Genomic DNA, 15,143 nt, shown 5'->3' on the forward strand with positions numbered 1-15,143 from the left:
TATAACTTGTTCTAGATTAGCGTGAGCGGTTACGCTCCGGCGAACACGCAGTGAGAAGGGGGCCGAGTGTGACCGCTGAGGCCATAGAGTCGGGCCCCCGCACGGGCGTCGGTACGTCGGACACGGAGGCAGGCACCGAAGGCGACCGGCCGTTGCGCATCGCACTCCTCACCTACAAGGGCAATCCCTTCTGCGGCGGCCAGGGCGTCTACGTGCGCCACCTCGCCCGCGAGCTCGCCCGCCTGGGCCACAGTGTCGAGGTGATCGGCGCCCAGCCCTACCCCGTGCTCGACGAGGGCGTCCCGCTCACCGAGCTGCCGAGCCTGGACCTCTACCGGCAGCCCGACCCGTTCCGCACCCCGAAGCCCGGCGAGTACCGGGACTGGATCGACGCCACCGAGGTCGCCACCATGTGGACCGGCGGATTCCCCGAACCGCTCACCTTCAGCCTGCGCGCCAGACGCCATCTCGCCGCCAGGAGCGGCGAGTTCGACGTCATCCACGACAACCAGACCCTCGGCTACGGGCTCCTCGCCGACCTCGGCGCCCCCCTTGTCACCACGATCCACCACCCCATCACCGTCGATCGAAAGCTCGACCTGGACGCCGCCCCGACCCGCCGCCGCCGCGCCTCCGTGCGCCGCTGGTACGCCTTCACCCGGATGCAGAAGCGGGTCGCGCGCAGGCTGCCGTCCGTGCTCACCGTCTCCGGCTCCTCCAAGCAGGAGATCGTCGAGCACCTCGGGGTCGAGCCCGGCCGCGTCCACGTCGTGCACATCGGCGCCGACACCGACCTGTGGTCGCCCGACCCCGCCGTCGCCGAGGTCGAGGGCCGGATCGTCACCACCTCCAGCGCCGACGTCCCGCTCAAGGGCCTCGTCCACCTCGTCGAGGCGCTCGCCAAGCTCCGTACCGAGAACCCCGCGGCGCACCTCGTGGTCGTCGGCCGGCGGGCCGAGGACGGACCCGTCGCGCAGGCCATCGAGCGTCACGGCCTCGGGGACGCGGTCGAGTTCGTCAAGGGCATCAGCGACGCCGAACTCGTCGACCTGGTGCGCGGCGCCCAGATCGCCTGCGTCCCCTCGCTGTACGAGGGCTTCTCGCTGCCCGCCGCCGAGGCCATGGCCACCGGCACCCCGCTCGTCGCGACCACCGGCGGCGCGATCCCCGAGGTCGCGGGCCCGGACGGCGAGACCTGTCTCGCGGTCCCGCCCGCCGACGCCGGGGCCCTGGCCGACGCGCTCGGCCGGCTGCTCCGTGATCCCGCGCTGCGCGAGCGGCTCGGGGCGGCGGGCCGCGCCCGGGTCCTCGCCCGGTTCACCTGGAAGCAGGCGGCCATCGGCACCGCCGCGCTCTACCGTGAGGCCATCGCCGCCCGCGCCGCCACCGGGCCCGACGGCCGCCGCTGACTCCGCACCACCCCCGACGCCTCCGCGTCCCGCCCCCTTCGAACCCCGACCGCGAAAGCAGGCATTCGTGCTGACCGTGGATTTCACCCGCTTCCCGCTCGCCGCAGGTGACCGAGTGCTCGACCTGGGGTGCGGCGCCGGACGCCACGCCTTCGAGTGCTACCGGCGCGGCGCCCAGGTGGTGGCTCTCGACCAGAACGGCGAGGAGATCCGCGAGGTCGCGAAGTGGTTCGCCGCGATGAAGGAGGAGGGCGAGGCCCCGGAGGGCGCCACCGCCACCGCGATGGAGGGCGACGCGCTCAACCTCCCGTTCCCCGACGACTCCTTCGACGTCGTGATCATCTCCGAGGTGATGGAGCACATCCCCGACGACAAGGGCGTGCTCGCCGAGATGGTCCGGGTGCTCAGGCCCGGCGGCCGGATCGCCGTCACGGTGCCGCGCTACGGTCCCGAGAAGGTCTGCTGGTCGCTCTCCGACGCCTACCACGAGGTCGAGGGCGGCCACATCCGCATCTACAGGGCCGACGAGCTGCTCGGCAAGATGCGCGGCGCCGGCCTCAAGCCGTACGGCACCCACCACGCGCACGCACTGCACTCGCCCTACTGGTGGCTCAAGTGCGCCTTCGGCGTCGACAATGACAAGGCGCTGCCGGTGCGGGCGTACCACAAGCTGCTGGTCTGGGACATCATGAAGAAGCCGATGGCGACCAGGGTCGCGGAGCAATTGCTCAACCCGGTCGTCGGCAAGAGCTTCGTCGCCTACGCGACCAAGCCGCACCTGCCCGCCACCGCGGCCACCGACGCCCCGGCGCAGGCCGACCACGCCGCCGGGGCCGGGGCGTGACACTTCCCGAGCGCACCGAACACCTCGTGCTGCCCGGAGTGCTCACCGCCGGGCAGGCCACCGAGACCGTCGCCGCGCTGCTGGCCGTGCAGTGCGAGGACGGCGCCCTGCCCTGGTTCCGAGGGCACCACCTCGACCCGTGGGACCACACCGAGGCCGCCATGGCGCTGGACGCCGCAGGTGAGCACGAGGCCGCGGAACGCGCGTACGAGTGGCTGGCCCGTCACCAGAACGACGACGGTTCCTGGTACGCCGCCTACCACGACGGCGATCCGTCGCGGCCCACCGACCGGGGCCTGGAGACCAACTTCTGCGCCTACGTGGCCGTCGGCGTCTGGCACCACTACCTGGCCACCGGCGACGACGCCTTCGTCGACCGGATGTGGCCGACCGTCTTCGCCGCCGTCGAGTTCGTGCTGCGGCTCCAGCAGCCCGGCGGCCAGATCGGCTGGAAGCAGGAGGCCGACGGCACCCCGGTGACGGATGCGCTGCTGACCGGCTCCTCCTCCATCCACCAGGCGCTGCGCTGCGCGCTGGCCATCGCGGAGAGCCGCGAGGAGCCGCAGCCCGACTGGGAGCTGGCGACCGGCGCACTCGCCCACGCGATCCGCAGCCACCCGGAACGCTTCTTGGACAAGAGCCACTACTCGATGGACTGGTACTACCCGGTCCTCGGCGGCGCGCTCGAAGGCCCGGCGGCCACCAGGCGGATCGAGGAGGGCTGGGACCGCTTCGTCGTCCCGGACCTCGGCGTGCGCTGCGTGCTGCCCAACCCCTGGGTGACCGGTGGCGAGAGCTGCGAACTCGCCCTGGCGCTCTGGGTGATGGGCGAGTCCGACCGGGCCCTGGAGATCCTGCAGTCCATCCAGCACCTGCGGGCCGGGGACGGGATGTACTGGACGGGGTACGTCTTCGAGGGCAAGCGGGCGTTCTGGCCCGAGGAACGCACCGCCTGGACCGCCGGTTCGCTGCTGCTGGCGGTGGCCGCGCTCGGTGGGGACGAGGCGACCACCGCGGTCTTCAGCGGGGAGCGGCTGCCGAAGGGACTGGAGCCGGACTGCTGCGGCTGAGCGGCAGGCGGGCCCGTCGGCCTCAGCGGCGGATGCGGCCCGCGACGGCGTGCCCGATGAACAGGTACACCACGGCCGCGAGGCCGTAGCCGGCGACGACGCGGGCCCACTCCTCGTCGAAGGTGAACAGGTCGTACGACCAGCCGGCGAGCCAGCGGGCGGTGTGCCGTACGAACTCGACCAGACCGTTGTCCGGGTTGGCATCGAGCAGGTACATCAGGATCCACAGGATGATGATGAAAGCCATGATGTCCGCCACCACGGCTATGACACGTGCTGCGGTGCTGCTTCCGTTGCCTCTTGAGTACGACATGGACTGCGGATTGCCGCTTTCCGTTGAGTGAAACCCGGACGGCGTACCCCGGTGGCGGGCCGCCCGGGCCGGCGCCAGCCTTGCGGGGGAGTGCCGGGCCCCGGCGCCCGTCGTGATGTGCCCGGCCAGGGAGGCCCGCCGTGCCCCGTTCCGTACCGCTCCGCCGTCTGCTCATGGCGCTGCTGCTGTGCTGCGCCGTACTGATGGGCACCACCGCGTGCGGCGACGACGACAGCACGACGAGCAGCAGTTCGGCGTCGCCCTCCGGCACGTCCTCGGCCGAGGCGCAGAAGTTCGCCAAGACGCGGTTCGTCGCCAACGCGGGGCTCGCCGCGGGCGCCACCTACCAGTGGGTCGTCAAGCCGTACCGGGCCGGCAAGTTCAAGAAGGGCACCGACGGGCGGACCTTCGCGCTGGTCAAGGCCGGACTCGCGGGCGGCTTCGCCTACAACAGGCTCAAGGCCGCCACCGAGAACGCCAAGGGTGACCCGCTGCTCGCGAAGGCCGTCGCACCGCTGACCGCCGGCATCGCCTCGCTCAAGGGCCTCGCCACCAAGCTCCGCAAGGGCGAGGCGGGAGAGGGCGACATCGGCGCCTTCGAGAGCGTCATCAGCGGCATCAAGGACGCCGGGAAGAGCGCGGGCGCCGAGGTGAAGGACAAGGTCCCCTCCACGTCGCAGCTCGGCGGATAAAGGGCGGGAGCGACGCTCGGGACAGCCCTTAGGCTGCGGGGCATGAGCCAACTCACGCACAAGCGCTACTGCGACGAAATCGTTCTGAGAACAGACGCGTTGAGGGCTGCGGTGGCCGACGGCGACCTCGATGCGACCGTACCGACCTGCCCCGAGTGGACGCTGCGCGAGCTCGCCGTCCACGTCGGCGGCGCCCACCGCTGGATCGGGGAGATCGTGCGCACCCGGGCCACCGAGGAGCTGCCGGAGGACAGGGTGGCGGACTTCACCCCCGGGGGCGACGACCCCGCGGAGCTGGATGCCTGGCTGGCCCAGGGGGCGGCGCAGACCGCCGGGGCGCTGCGGGAGGCGGGGCCGGACCTGCCGGTCTGGTCCTGGTCCTGGGACCACAGCGCCGGGTTCTGGGCACGGCGCGCGGCGATCGAGACCGTCGTCCACCAGGCGGACGCCGCCCTGGCCGCGAAGGTGCCCTACGCGATGGCGCCCGACCTGGCGGCGGACACCATCGACGAATGGCTGGACATCGTCGCCTTCTCCGCCTCCTCCGGAGACGACCCGGAGGCGGCTGAGCTGCGCGGCGCCGGGCGCTCCATCCACCTGCACGCCACCGACGCCCCCGGCGCCGAGTGGCTGATCGAGTTCGGCGAGGACGGCTTCACCTGGCGCCGCGCGCACGACAGGGCCACCGTGGCGCTGCGGGGCCCGCTCACCGACCTGATGCTGGTCTTCAACCGCCGTCTCTCCCCGGACAGCGACCGGGTCGAGGTCCTGGGCGACGCGGAGCTCCTGGACTTCTGGCTGGCGCGCTCCTCCTTCGGCTGACCGGCCGGACCCCGGCCGGTGTGCGGGGGCCGGTGTGCGGGCCGGGCCTCGCTGCGCCAAGCTGGTACGGCAGCCCGTCCCGTCCGGCGAGGAGGTGGCGATGGACCCGGTCCGGGCCCTGGAACGGATCGCCTTCCTGCTGGAGCGCGGCAGCGCGGACACCTACCGCGTCCAGGCCTTCCGCACGGCCGCCCGCACCGTCGCCGCCATGGCCGACGGGGAGGCCGTCCAGCGGGTGACGAACGGCTCGCTGGAGCGGGTCAAGGGCATCGGTCCCAGGACCGCGCAGGTCGTCCGGGAGGCGGTGGCCGGAGAGGTGCCCGGCTACCTGGAGCGGCTGGAGACCGAGACCGAGGAGAGCGGACCGCTCGCCGAGGGCGGTGAGCGGCTGCTCGCACTGCTGCGCGGTGACTGCCATCTGCACTCCGACTGGTCGGACGGCGGCAGCCCGATCGAGGAGATGGGCCGCACGGCGGCGGCGCTCGGCCACGACTGGGCCGTGCTCACCGACCACTCTCCCCGGCTGACCGTGGCCAACGGGCTCTCGCCCGAGCGGCTGCGCCGGCAGTTGGACGAGGTGGCCGCACTCAACGAGCGCTGGGCGCCGTTCCGGCTGCTCACCGGCATCGAGTGCGACATCAACCTCGACGGCACCCTCGACCAGGAGGACGAGCTGCTGGAGCGCCTGGACCTGGTGGTCGTCTCCGTCCACTCCAAGCTGCGGATGGACCCCGGACCGATGACCCGGCGCCTCCTCGCGGCCGTCCGCCACCCGCAGGCGAACGTCCTCGGCCACTGCACCGGCCGGCTGCTCACCGGCCGGGGCCGCCCGGAGTCGCGGTTCGACGCGGACGAGGTCTTCGCCGCCTGCGCGGAGGCGGGCACGGCGGTGGAGATCAACAGCAGACCCGAGCGCCTCGACCCGCCCCGGCGGCTGCTGCGCCGGGCCGTCGGGGCGGGCACCCTGTTCGCCCTCGACACCGACGCGCACGCACCCGGCCAGCTTGACTGGCAGATCCACGGCTGCGCCCGCGCCGAGGAGTGCGAGGTCCCCGCGGAGCGCGTCGTCACGACGTGGACGGCGGACGAGCTGCTGGCCTGGACGGGCGAGGGCGTGATCCCGGGAACGTGAGGACGGCGGGAGAAGGGGTACCCGCACGGGCACCCGCCCTCAAGGCACGGGACAAGACGGCCGAGGGCGCGAGAGAGAAGGCTGAACGCAAGAGCAAGAAGGCTGAACAACACGAGAAGGAAAGGCGCATCATGACCGACAAGCCCCTGAACGGACACCGCGTGCTGGTCCTCGTCACCAACTACGGAGTCGAGCAGGACGAGTTGCTGGTACCGCTGCGACGGCTGCGGGACGACGGGGCCGAGGTCACCGTCGCGGCCGCGTCCGCCGAGCCGGTACAGACCCTGGTGGGTGACAAGGACCCGGGTGAGAGCGTCGACCCGGACACGACGTTCGACCAGGTGGACCCGGGTGAACGCCAGCTCCTGCTGATTCCCGGCGGCACGCTGAACGCCGACCAGTTGCGCCTCGACGAGAAGGCCCTCGCCATCGTCAGGGCCTTCGCCGCCTCCGGCCGCCCGATCGCGGCCATCTGCCACGGCCCCTGGGCCCTTGTGGAGGCCGGCCTCGTCCGGGGCAGGACCCTCACGTCGTACCCCTCGCTGCAGACCGACATCCGCAACGCCGGCGCCGCGGCCTGGGTCGACGAGCCCGTCGTCAGTGACAGTGAGGGCCCCTGCACCCTGGTCACCTCCCGGACGCCCAAGGACCTCGACGTCTTCATCGACGCGATCAACAAGGCCCTCGTCGGCTCCTGAGCTCCGCGAGGCGTCAACGGGGCCCTCGCCCTCTGCGAGGGGAGTCCGTCGCGCGCATGGTGGAGAGGGGCGTTGTCCGGCGCCCCGGGCCGCCACCCCACCCATACCTGCGGCTCCGACCGACTGACACAGGAGGGGCAACTGCCTTTCTGCTTGGGTCAGTTCTGGGCCAAGGCCGTACTCAAGCCCTGAGCGCGTCCAGGTCCGTCACCCACGCCCCCGCAGGTCCGCCACGATGTCCTTGTCCAGTGCCGCGCGTACCAGCGCCGCCGCGAGGACCGCGGGCCCGTGGGGGCCCGCGGGGTGGGCCCGCTCCGCCAGCCGGACCAGCTTCTCCGGTGCGCAGGGCAGCCCCAGCCGCTCCGCGCCCCGCAGCGCCTTCTTGTCGAGGAACGGGGCCGTCTCGGGCCACACCGCCTGCGCTTCGCGCAGGAAGATGTCCGCGCCGGCCGGTCCCACGCCCGGTGTCCGGCGCAGTCCGGCGCACAGGGCGTCGAGATCGCCGTCGGCGGAGCGGCGAAGGCGTCGCAGGTCGCCGCCGTACTCGTCGAGCAGCAGCTCGGCGCCTTCGCCGAGCTGCTCGGCGGTCTTCTCGTCGTAGCGGCGGTAGCCCCCCTTGCCGAGGGCGTCCACGCGTTGCTGCCACGTCCTGTCGAGCATGCGGCGAGGGGTGCGCATGCCGTCGGAGCAGATCCGTCCAGTTGCGGTCGGCCCGCTCCTCCTCGGTCTCGTGGCGCCCGTGCCCGTCGTCGCCCGGCACGGCGGATCTACCGTCGGCACAGGCAGAAGGGATGTCCGACCGGGTCCGCGAAGACGCGGAATCCGCGCTCGCCGCCCCGGTCGTCCAGATCCAGCGCCGTGGCACCCAGCGCGAGCACCCGCTCCCGGCCCGCTTCCATGTCGTCGACATCGAAGTCAAGGTGTGACTGCTGGGAGTTGTCATCGGCACGGGGCCAGTCCGGCGCCCGGTACCCGGACGCCCGCTGGAAAGCGAGCCGCGTGCCACCGGGCAGGTACAGGTCGTACCAGTCGTCCGCAAAACGCTTCACCTCGCCCCCGAGCACATCCGCGTAGAAACGGGCCAGCGGTTCCGGCTCCGGGCAGTCCAGAGCCACCAGGCTGAACGTGGCGACGGCCATCGCGTCCTCCTGAACGTCGACACACAGGGACAGGAACACGTTCCCTCCATGTCCAAGCTAAACCGCGGCCCTGCGGCGGACACCTCGGCACCAGGACGTGAGAAGTGCGCCGCCGGGGGTACTGGGCGATGGTTGCAGGGTGACGTGAGCGTGTCGCGCAGTGGTGAGAGGTGAGTCGATGCTCGGATTCCTCGGTCTGCTCGGTACCTACGACCGCACCGGCCGGATGATGGTGCCGAGGGGCGTCTACGCGCCCCAGGAGGACACCCTTCTGCTGCGTGAGGCGCTCGCCCGGGAAGCCGTCCGCGCCGGGACGACAGTCCTGGACGTCGGGACGGGGTCGGGTTTCCTCGCTCTCGCCGCGGCCCGGCGGGGCGCGCGCGTCACCGCCGTGGACCGCACCCGCCGCGCGGTTCTGGCCACCCGCCTGAACGCGGCGCTCGCCGGGGTGCGGGCCGAAGCGGTCCGGGGCGACCTGCTGGCCCCGGCGGCCGGCAGGCGGTTCGACCTCATCCTCAGCAATCCGCCCTACGTGCCGGCGCCGGACGCGGCCCTGCCCGGGCGGGGCTCAAGCCGGGCATGGGACGCCGGGAACAACGGCCGCCTGGTCATCGACCGGCTGTGCGCCGGAGCCGCCGGGCTGCTCAGGCCCGGCGGGGCGCTGCTGCTGGTTCACTCCGCCCTGTGCGGGGTAACCGAGACGCTGGACCGGCTGGGGCACGCGGGCCTGCCCGCCGAGGTGACCGACCGCCGGTCCGTGCCCTTCGGGCCCGTGCTGGCGGGGCGGCGGCAGTGGCTGCTGGACCGTGGCCTGGTCGGGCCCGGTGACGACAAGGAAGAGCTGGTGATCATCCGTGCCGAACGCAGCGAGTGACCGGCCGAGGCGCGTCACACCGACCCGGGAGGGGCCGGTGCTGCTCGAAGGCCCGGTCGAGGTGACCCTCGACGACGGGAGCACGGTGACCTCGGACCGGTTCACCGTGGCCCTGTGCGTCTGCCGGCGCAGCCGCGCCTACCCCTGGTGCGACACCAGCCACCGGCGCGGGGCCGGCGCCCGCGCGGACCGCGAACCGCGCACCGCAAGCCGGCCGGCGCCGGACGCCGAGCGGGCGGGACGCCGGAGCCCCGGTGAGGAGCCCGGCACGTGAGCACTGCGGAAGACGCGGCCGCCCACCGGTCCGGGCCGATTCCCCCGGCAGGCCGTGGAGAACTCAGCCACGCGGTCCTGCGCGCGCTGCGCACCCGCCCCGGCGGCGAGCACGCCCTGCCCACGGGCGGGGCGGTCGACGGGGCCGATCCGTACGGCGAGGACCTGCACCTGGCGCTCTATGTCTGTTACGAGCTGCACTACCGCGGGTTCCGCGACGCCGACCCCGGCTGGGAGTGGAATCCGGAACTCCTCGGGCTGCGGGCGGGCCTGGAACGCCGCTTCCTGGACGCGCTGCGCACGGACACCGAGGCCGCGCCGCACAGCGTGGACGAGGCGTTCGCCGGGATTCTCGTCGAGCCGCCGGACGGCAAGGGCCTGTCCCACTTCCTCCGGGACGAGGGTGAGCTGTGGCAGCTGCGGGAGTATGCCGCGCAGCGGTCGCTCTACCACCTCAAGGAGGCCGATCCGCATGCCTGGGTGATTCCCCGGCTGCGGGGCCGCGCCAAGGCCGGCATGGTCGCGGTGGAGTTCGACGAGTTCGGCGCCGGCGCGGCCGACCGGATGCATTCCAGGCTCTTCGCGGACCTGATGACGGACCTGGGCCTGGACACGACGTACGGCCGGTACGTGGACGTGGCGGCGGCGGAGATGCTGGCGAGCGTCAACCTGATGTCGGTGTTCGGCCTGCACCGGGCGCTGCGGGGCGCCCTGGTGGGCCATTTCGCCTCGGTCGAGGTCACGTCCTCCCCGGCCTCCCGGCGGCTGGCGGAGGCGATGCGGCGGGCGGACGCGGGCGCGGCGGCGGTGCGTTTCTACGCCGAGCACGTGGAGGCCGACGCCGTCCACGAGCAGGTGGTGCGCCGCGAGGTCGTCGGCGGTCTGCTGGAGGAGGAACCCTGGCTGGAGGCGGACGTGGCCTTCGGTATCGAGGCGACGAACCTGCTGGACGCGCGGCTGGGCGACAGGACGCTCTCCGCCTGGCGCCGGGGCCGCTCCAGCCTGCGCGCACCGCTGCGGCCGCCGGACCACCGGTAGCCGGCCCTGCTGGTTCAGCTCCGCCGGCACCCGGCTGAGCCCCGGCCGCCGGTCCTCTGCCTCCTTGCCCCGTAAGGGAGTTGCTCACCCGCCGGGCTGGTGCGGACGTTGCTGGTGAGGAAGCATGGGTGCGCGCGGTACGGGGGTCGTCCGCGCGGCCGATGTACGACTCGAAGAGGGCCGATGACTGACGAGCAGGGCACCCGGACGCCGGTGGACGGGATCGACACGGGGACACCGCATTCGGCGCGGGTGTGGAACTACTGGCTGGGCGGCAAGGACAACTACGAGGTGGACCGCCGGCTCGGAGCGACGATGGAGGAGCTGTACCCGCAGATCATCGACATAGCGCGCGCCTCCAGGGCGTTCCAGGCGCGAGCCGTGCGCTATCTGGCCCGTGAGGCGGGGGTGCGGCAGTTCCTGGATCTCGGCACCGGTCTCCCGACGGCGAACGCGACGCACGAGGTCGCCCAGGACGTCGAACCGGCCGCCCGCATCGTGTACGTGGACAACGACCCGATCGTCCTGGCGCACGCGCGTGCCCTGCTGACCAGCCGGCCCGAAGGGGCGACGGACTATGTGCACGCGGACCTGACGGACGCGAAGACGGTGCTGCGCGAGGCCGCCCGGACGCTGGACCTCGACAAGCCGGTGGCCGTGATGCTGCTCTCGACGCTGGGACACGTCGCGGACTCGGACGAGGCCGCGGCGCTGCTCCGCGGCTACCTGGACGCGCTGCCCGCGGGCAGTCATCTGATGCTGTGCGACACCATCGGGACTCCGGAGACCGAGGCCGGTTCCGAGGAGTACGCCAGTGGCGGTGCGATGCCGTACATCTCGCGCCCCAAGGAGGCCATGGAGGCCTTCGCGGACGGACTCGACCTGGTGGAGCCGGGCTTCGGCTCGATCAGCCTGTGGCGCCCCGAGGAGCCCGTCGTCGGTGAGCCGGTCGACCAGTGGGGATTCGTGGCCGCCAAGCGGTAGGAGCGAGCGGGGCGAAGGGGAGCCCGGCTCAGGAGGCGGCCCTACTGGTTCAGCTCCGCCAGCACCCGCAGGGTGTGCGGGTCCGGGGCGGTCACCAGGAGGTCGGTGACCGGGCCCTTGCGCCACAACTCAAGGCGTTCCGCGATGCGTTCGCGGGGGCCGACCAGTGAGATCTCGTCGGCGAACGCGTCCGGGACGGCCAGCACCGCCTCCTGCTTGCGGCCCTGGAGGAACAGTTCCTGGACGTGCCGCGCCTCATCCTCGAACCCCATCCGCGCCATCAGGTCCGCGTGGAAGTTGCGGGCGGCGGTGCCCATGCCGCCGATGTAGAAGCCGAGCATCGCCTTCACCGGGAGCAGCCCCTCCGCGACGTCGTCGCAGACCTGTGCGCGGGCCATCGGCGCGATCATGAACCCGTCGCGGAGGCCGGTGAGGGAGGCCCCGTACACATCGGTGCGCAGCGGCGACCAGTACAGCGGCAGCCAGCCGTCCGCGATCCCGGTGGTCTGCGCGATGTTCTTCGGCCCCTCCGCGCCGAGCAGCAACGGAAGGCCGGCCCGCAGCGGATGGGTGATCGGCTTCAGCGGTCTGCCGAGCCCGGTGGCGTCCGGGCCGTTGTACGGGTGGGAGTGGAAGCGGCCGTCCAGCTCGACCGGTGCCTCGCGGCGCAGCACCTGGCGCACCACGTCCACGTACTCGCGGGTGGCGGTCAGCGGGCTGCGGGGGAACGGCCGTCCGTACCAGCCCTCGACCACCTGTGGTCCGGAGAGGCCGAGGCCCAGCATCATCCGGCCGCCGGAGAGGTGGTCGAGGGTCAGGGCGTGCATCGCGGTCGCGGTCGGGGTGCGGGCCGCCATCTGCGCGATGGCGGTGCCGAGGCGGATGCGGGAGGTGTGGGCGGCGATCCAGGTGAGCGGGGTGAAGGCGTCCGACCCCCAGGCCTCCGCCGTCCACACCGAGGAGTAGCCGAGGTCCTCGGCCTGGCGGGCAAGGTCGAGGTGGGCCGGGTTCGGGCCGCGGCCCCAGTATCCGAGAGCGAGTCCGAGCCGCATGCCGCTGCCTCCCAGTATTTCTGACGCTGCATCAGATATAGCGGGAGGGTACGACAGCGGCCCCCCGCCCGGAAGGGGCGGGGGGCCGCTGTCGGTGGTGCGTGTGCCGGTGATCAGCCGCGCTGGATGCCCGTGGTGTCCTGGAGCACGCCACGACGGCCGTCCTGGGTCTGGGCGATGAGGCCCGGACCGCGCTGCTCGACCGCGAGGTACCAGGTACCCGGAGCCAGTTCGGCGATCGGGGCCGGCGAACCGTCCTCGCCGTACAGCGGACGGGCCACCGGAACCGCGAACCAGAACGGGGTGAAGTCACCGGCCGGCGCGGCGTCGGCCGCCGGGGCCTGCTGGGCCGGCGCCGCCGCCTGCTGCGGCTCGGGCTGGCCGGGCTGGCCGGGCTGGCCGGGCTGGCCGGGGTGACCGGGCTGCTGGGCACCGTACGGCTGCGGCTGGCCCGGCTGCTGGCCGCCGAAGGACGGCTGCTGCGCGCCCGGGTAGCCGTAGCCCTGGCCGGGCTGCGGCTGACCGCCGTACGGCGGGTGCACGGCCTGCGGCTTCGGGGCGCCCGCGAGCGGGGCCTTCAGTGCCGGAAGCAGGGGCGACGCGACCGCGCCGCCGGCCAGCACCAGAGCGGCGATCAGGCCGAGGATCAGACCGGCGCCGGCGTCGATCTGGCCGAGGTCGATGATCGTCCAGAACAGGTTCCACGCGGTGAACACCGTGGCGGCCACGCCGAACTGGGCCAGGTCCAGACCGGCGACCTTGCGCGGCTGGGGCTGCGAGCGGGAGAGCACGATCAGCGCGGCACCGGCCACCCCGACCAGGTAGACACCGATCGCATTGCCCAGCGAATCCCAGGAGTTCGGTGCGTCGATGTCGGAGTTCCCGTAGGAGAAGTAGTCGAGGAAAGAGGCGATGAACAGCACGACCGCTGCTCCGATCACCACGCCATCGCCTCGAGTGAGGGAGCGGATATTCACGTGAAGGTCCTTAGTGGGTCGTCTCGTCGGGGCGGTCGTCGCTGCCACCGGTACGGCGGGCACGGCGCGAAGCTCGGGGGCGGCTCCCCATCGTACGGATGAATCTATCGTCTGCCCGAGCGGGTTGTGCCCCCCGTCCGGACGTTGGTCGGGCATCCTCCCGAATTCATCGCAGAACCACCTCTTACTACCCGTTGAGGTAGCTGCTGATGCCGTCGGCGATGCCCTGAGCCGCCTTCTGGCGCCAGCCCGCACTGGTGAGCAGGGCCGCGTCCTTCGGATCACGCATATTGCCGCATTCGATGAAGACTTTGGGCACGGTAGACAAATTAAGTCCACCCAGATCCTTGCGGGTGTCCAGTCCGGTATTGCCGCCGATGTAATTGGAAGGCGCACTTCCGGTAGTGCGGACGAAGAGTCCGGCGATACGCGTACCGAGATCACGCGACGGGCCGACGATCTCCGTGGTGTCCGCGCCGCCGCCGCGCACCGGTGCGGGAAGAATCACATGGAAGCCCCGGTTGCCGACCGCCGAGCCGTCCGCGTGGACCGAGACGACCGCGTCCGCCCCGGCCTTGTTGCCGATCCGGGCCCGTTCGTCCACGCAGGGGCCGAACGCCCGGTCGTTGTCGTATGTCAGCACCACCTTCGCGCCCTGCGCCCGCAGCAGTGTGCGCATCCGGTGCGCCACGTCGAGGGTGAACTCGGCTTCCGCGTAACCGGAGTCGGTGGAGGTTCCGGTGGTGTCGCACTCCTTGTGCGTGGTGCCGATGTCCACCTGCCGGGCGATCTCGGCGGTGTGCAGGTGGTTGCGCGGGTTGTGCCCGGGGTCGATCACGACCGTCTTCCCCGTCAGCGGGCCGGACGGGCCCTCCGCCGCCGAAGCCGACGCGGCGGGCCGGTGCTTGGCCGGGGCCGGGCTGCTGTGCACCGGCGACGGGGAGGCCGGGACCGGCGAGGAGGCCGTCGCCGCGGACGGCGACCCGGCGGCCGCACCGGCCGCGCCGGGCCGGGCCTGCGCGGTGTCGCCGCCGCCGCAGCCGGCCGCGCCCAGACACATCACGGTCAGCGTCGCGGCGGCGAACAGGGCCGGGCGGCGCGGGGTGGGGGGAACGCTCTCGTCGTCACGCACCCGGCGATGCTATCCGGCGGCCCGTCCGGCGTCCGGTGGCCCGACGGCCTCCCCGGCGGGCGCCGCCGTCAGATCCCCGGCCCGGTGCGCCGCAGGACGCGCAGCGAGTCGGTGACCGAGACCTCGGTGAACGCCCCGGAGGCCAGCGCCCGCAGATAGATCCGGTACGGGGCCTGGCCGCCGTGCGCCGGGTCGGGGAACACGTCGTGGATCACCAGCAGCCCGCCATCGGCCACATGCGGGGCCCAGCCCTCGTAGTCGCCGTTCGCGTGCTCGTCGGTGTGGCCGCCGTCGATGAAGACCAGACCGAGCAGCCCGCCCCAGACGGCCGCGACCTGCGGGGAGCGCCCCACCAGCGCCACCACGTGCTCCTCCAGACCGGCCGCGTGCAGCGTCCGGCGGAAGGTGGGCAGCGTGTCCATCCGGCCGACCTCCGGGTCCACCACGGTGGGATCGTGGTACTCCCAGCCGGGCTGCTGCTCCTCGCTGCCCCGGTGGTGGTCGACGGTGAGGGCCGTGGCCCCCGCGGCGCGGGCGGCGTCCGCGAGCAGGATGGTGGAGCGCCCGCAGTACGTGCCCACCTCGAGGAGCGGCAGCCCGAGCGCGGCGGCCTCGGCGGCGGCCGCGTACAGGGCCAGCCCCTCCACCACCGGCATGAAGCCCTTCGCGGCCTGGAACGCGGCAAGAATCTCCG

Annotated in this window: 17 protein-coding genes and 1 pseudogene; 11 read left to right on the forward strand and 7 right to left on the reverse strand. The window is 72.7% G+C overall.

All coding sequences use genetic code 11. The annotated features are described in order from the left end of the window. Nucleotides 1–68 precede the first annotated feature (68 nt). The 3 genes from ACGFU6_RS11255 (at nt 69) to ACGFU6_RS11265 (ending at nt 3,323) form a co-directional block, all read left to right on the forward strand. Nucleotides 69–1,409 (forward strand): glycosyltransferase family 4 protein, encoded by a 1,341-nt coding sequence (locus tag ACGFU6_RS11255; RefSeq protein WP_393609862.1) that lies wholly within the window; start codon nt 69–71, stop codon nt 1,407–1,409. Between the two features lie 67 nt (nt 1,410–1,476). Next, nucleotides 1,477–2,253, forward strand: coding sequence for a class I SAM-dependent methyltransferase (locus ACGFU6_RS11260; RefSeq protein ID WP_393609863.1), 777 nt, complete (start codon nt 1,477–1,479; stop codon nt 2,251–2,253). Next, nucleotides 2,250–3,323, forward strand: coding sequence for a prenyltransferase (locus ACGFU6_RS11265; protein WP_393609865.1), 1,074 nt, complete (start codon nt 2,250–2,252; stop codon nt 3,321–3,323). Before ACGFU6_RS11260 ends, ACGFU6_RS11265 begins: the two co-directional genes overlap by 4 nt. Before the next feature lie 22 nt (nt 3,324–3,345). On the opposite strand, the gene ACGFU6_RS11270 is transcribed toward ACGFU6_RS11265, so the two are convergent. After that, nucleotides 3,346–3,636, reverse strand: a complete 291-nt coding sequence (locus ACGFU6_RS11270; protein WP_393609866.1) for a hypothetical protein — start codon at nt 3,634–3,636, stop codon at nt 3,346–3,348. A 140-nt stretch (nt 3,637–3,776) separates the two neighbouring features. On the opposite strand from ACGFU6_RS11270, the gene ACGFU6_RS11275 reads away from it, so the two are divergent. The 4 genes from ACGFU6_RS11275 to ACGFU6_RS11290 all read left to right on the forward strand — a co-directional run bounded on the left by ACGFU6_RS11275 (nt 3,777) and on the right by ACGFU6_RS11290 (nt 6,980). Continuing rightward, nucleotides 3,777–4,328 (forward strand): hypothetical protein, encoded by a 552-nt coding sequence (locus ACGFU6_RS11275; protein WP_393609868.1) that lies wholly within the window; start codon nt 3,777–3,779, stop codon nt 4,326–4,328. A gap of 42 nt (nt 4,329–4,370) precedes the next feature. Continuing rightward, nucleotides 4,371–5,150, forward strand: coding sequence for a maleylpyruvate isomerase family mycothiol-dependent enzyme (locus ACGFU6_RS11280; RefSeq protein WP_393609869.1), 780 nt, complete (start codon nt 4,371–4,373; stop codon nt 5,148–5,150). A 100-nt stretch (nt 5,151–5,250) separates the two neighbouring features. Next, nucleotides 5,251–6,282 (forward strand): PHP domain-containing protein, encoded by a 1,032-nt coding sequence (locus ACGFU6_RS11285; protein ID WP_393610298.1) that lies wholly within the window; start codon nt 5,251–5,253, stop codon nt 6,280–6,282. A gap of 131 nt (nt 6,283–6,413) precedes the next feature. Next, a complete protein-coding gene (locus tag ACGFU6_RS11290) occupies nt 6,414–6,980 on the forward strand; it encodes a type 1 glutamine amidotransferase domain-containing protein (protein ID WP_393609871.1) in 567 nt (188 codons plus the stop codon). A 207-nt stretch (nt 6,981–7,187) separates the two neighbouring features. On the opposite strand, the pseudogene ACGFU6_RS11295 reads toward ACGFU6_RS11290, so the two are convergent. Both ACGFU6_RS11295 and ACGFU6_RS11300 read right to left on the reverse strand, forming a co-directional pair. Continuing rightward, nucleotides 7,188–7,715 (reverse strand): annotated as a pseudogene (locus ACGFU6_RS11295) (endonuclease); the annotation flags it as partial. Between the two features lie 32 nt (nt 7,716–7,747). After that, nucleotides 7,748–8,119, reverse strand: coding sequence for a VOC family protein (locus ACGFU6_RS11300; RefSeq protein ID WP_393610300.1), 372 nt, complete (start codon nt 8,117–8,119; stop codon nt 7,748–7,750). A gap of 178 nt (nt 8,120–8,297) precedes the next feature. Between ACGFU6_RS11300 and ACGFU6_RS11305 the strand changes: the two genes are divergently transcribed. The 4 genes from ACGFU6_RS11305 to ACGFU6_RS11320 all read left to right on the forward strand — a co-directional run bounded on the left by ACGFU6_RS11305 (nt 8,298) and on the right by ACGFU6_RS11320 (nt 11,288). Beyond that, nucleotides 8,298–8,993, forward strand: a complete 696-nt coding sequence (locus tag ACGFU6_RS11305; RefSeq protein WP_393609872.1) for a HemK2/MTQ2 family protein methyltransferase — start codon at nt 8,298–8,300, stop codon at nt 8,991–8,993. Next, the gene (locus tag ACGFU6_RS11310; protein WP_393609874.1) at nt 8,974–9,267 is read left to right on the forward strand and encodes a CDGSH iron-sulfur domain-containing protein; all 294 of its coding nucleotides are present in this window, start codon (nt 8,974–8,976) and stop codon (nt 9,265–9,267) included. The genes ACGFU6_RS11305 and ACGFU6_RS11310 overlap by 20 nt, the downstream gene beginning before the upstream one ends. After that, a complete protein-coding gene (locus ACGFU6_RS11315) occupies nt 9,264–10,304 on the forward strand; it encodes an iron-containing redox enzyme family protein (RefSeq protein ID WP_393609875.1) in 1,041 nt (346 codons plus the stop codon). Before ACGFU6_RS11310 ends, ACGFU6_RS11315 begins: the two co-directional genes overlap by 4 nt. A gap of 183 nt (nt 10,305–10,487) precedes the next feature. Beyond that, nucleotides 10,488–11,288, forward strand: a complete 801-nt coding sequence (locus ACGFU6_RS11320; protein ID WP_393609877.1) for an SAM-dependent methyltransferase — start codon at nt 10,488–10,490, stop codon at nt 11,286–11,288. 41 nt (nt 11,289–11,329) lie between these two features. Here ACGFU6_RS11320 and ACGFU6_RS11325 read toward each other — a convergent pair whose 3' ends face one another. The 4 genes from ACGFU6_RS11325 to ACGFU6_RS11340 all read right to left on the reverse strand — a co-directional run bounded on the left by ACGFU6_RS11325 (nt 11,330) and on the right by ACGFU6_RS11340 (nt 15,105). After that, the gene (locus ACGFU6_RS11325) at nt 11,330–12,340 is read right to left on the reverse strand and encodes an LLM class F420-dependent oxidoreductase (protein ID WP_393609879.1); all 1,011 of its coding nucleotides are present in this window, start codon (nt 12,338–12,340) and stop codon (nt 11,330–11,332) included. Nucleotides 12,341–12,453: 113 nt separating this feature from the next. Further along, nucleotides 12,454–13,284: a hypothetical protein gene (locus tag ACGFU6_RS11330; protein ID WP_393609881.1), complete on the reverse strand. Its 831-nt coding sequence runs from the start codon at nt 13,282–13,284 to the stop codon at nt 12,454–12,456. A gap of 220 nt (nt 13,285–13,504) precedes the next feature. Continuing rightward, nucleotides 13,505–14,449 (reverse strand): N-acetylmuramoyl-L-alanine amidase, encoded by a 945-nt coding sequence (locus tag ACGFU6_RS11335; protein WP_393609882.1) that lies wholly within the window; start codon nt 14,447–14,449, stop codon nt 13,505–13,507. 68 nt (nt 14,450–14,517) lie between these two features. Next, nucleotides 14,518–15,105 carry a class I SAM-dependent methyltransferase gene (locus ACGFU6_RS11340; RefSeq protein ID WP_393610301.1) on the reverse strand — a complete coding sequence of 196 codons (588 nt, stop codon included), beginning with the start codon at nt 15,103–15,105 and terminating at the stop codon, nt 14,518–14,520. Nucleotides 15,106–15,143: the final 38 nt, after the last annotated feature.

This window comes from Streptomyces sp. NPDC048462, assembly GCF_043200175.1.
Taxonomy (GTDB): Bacteria; Actinomycetota; Actinomycetes; order Streptomycetales; family Streptomycetaceae; genus Streptomyces.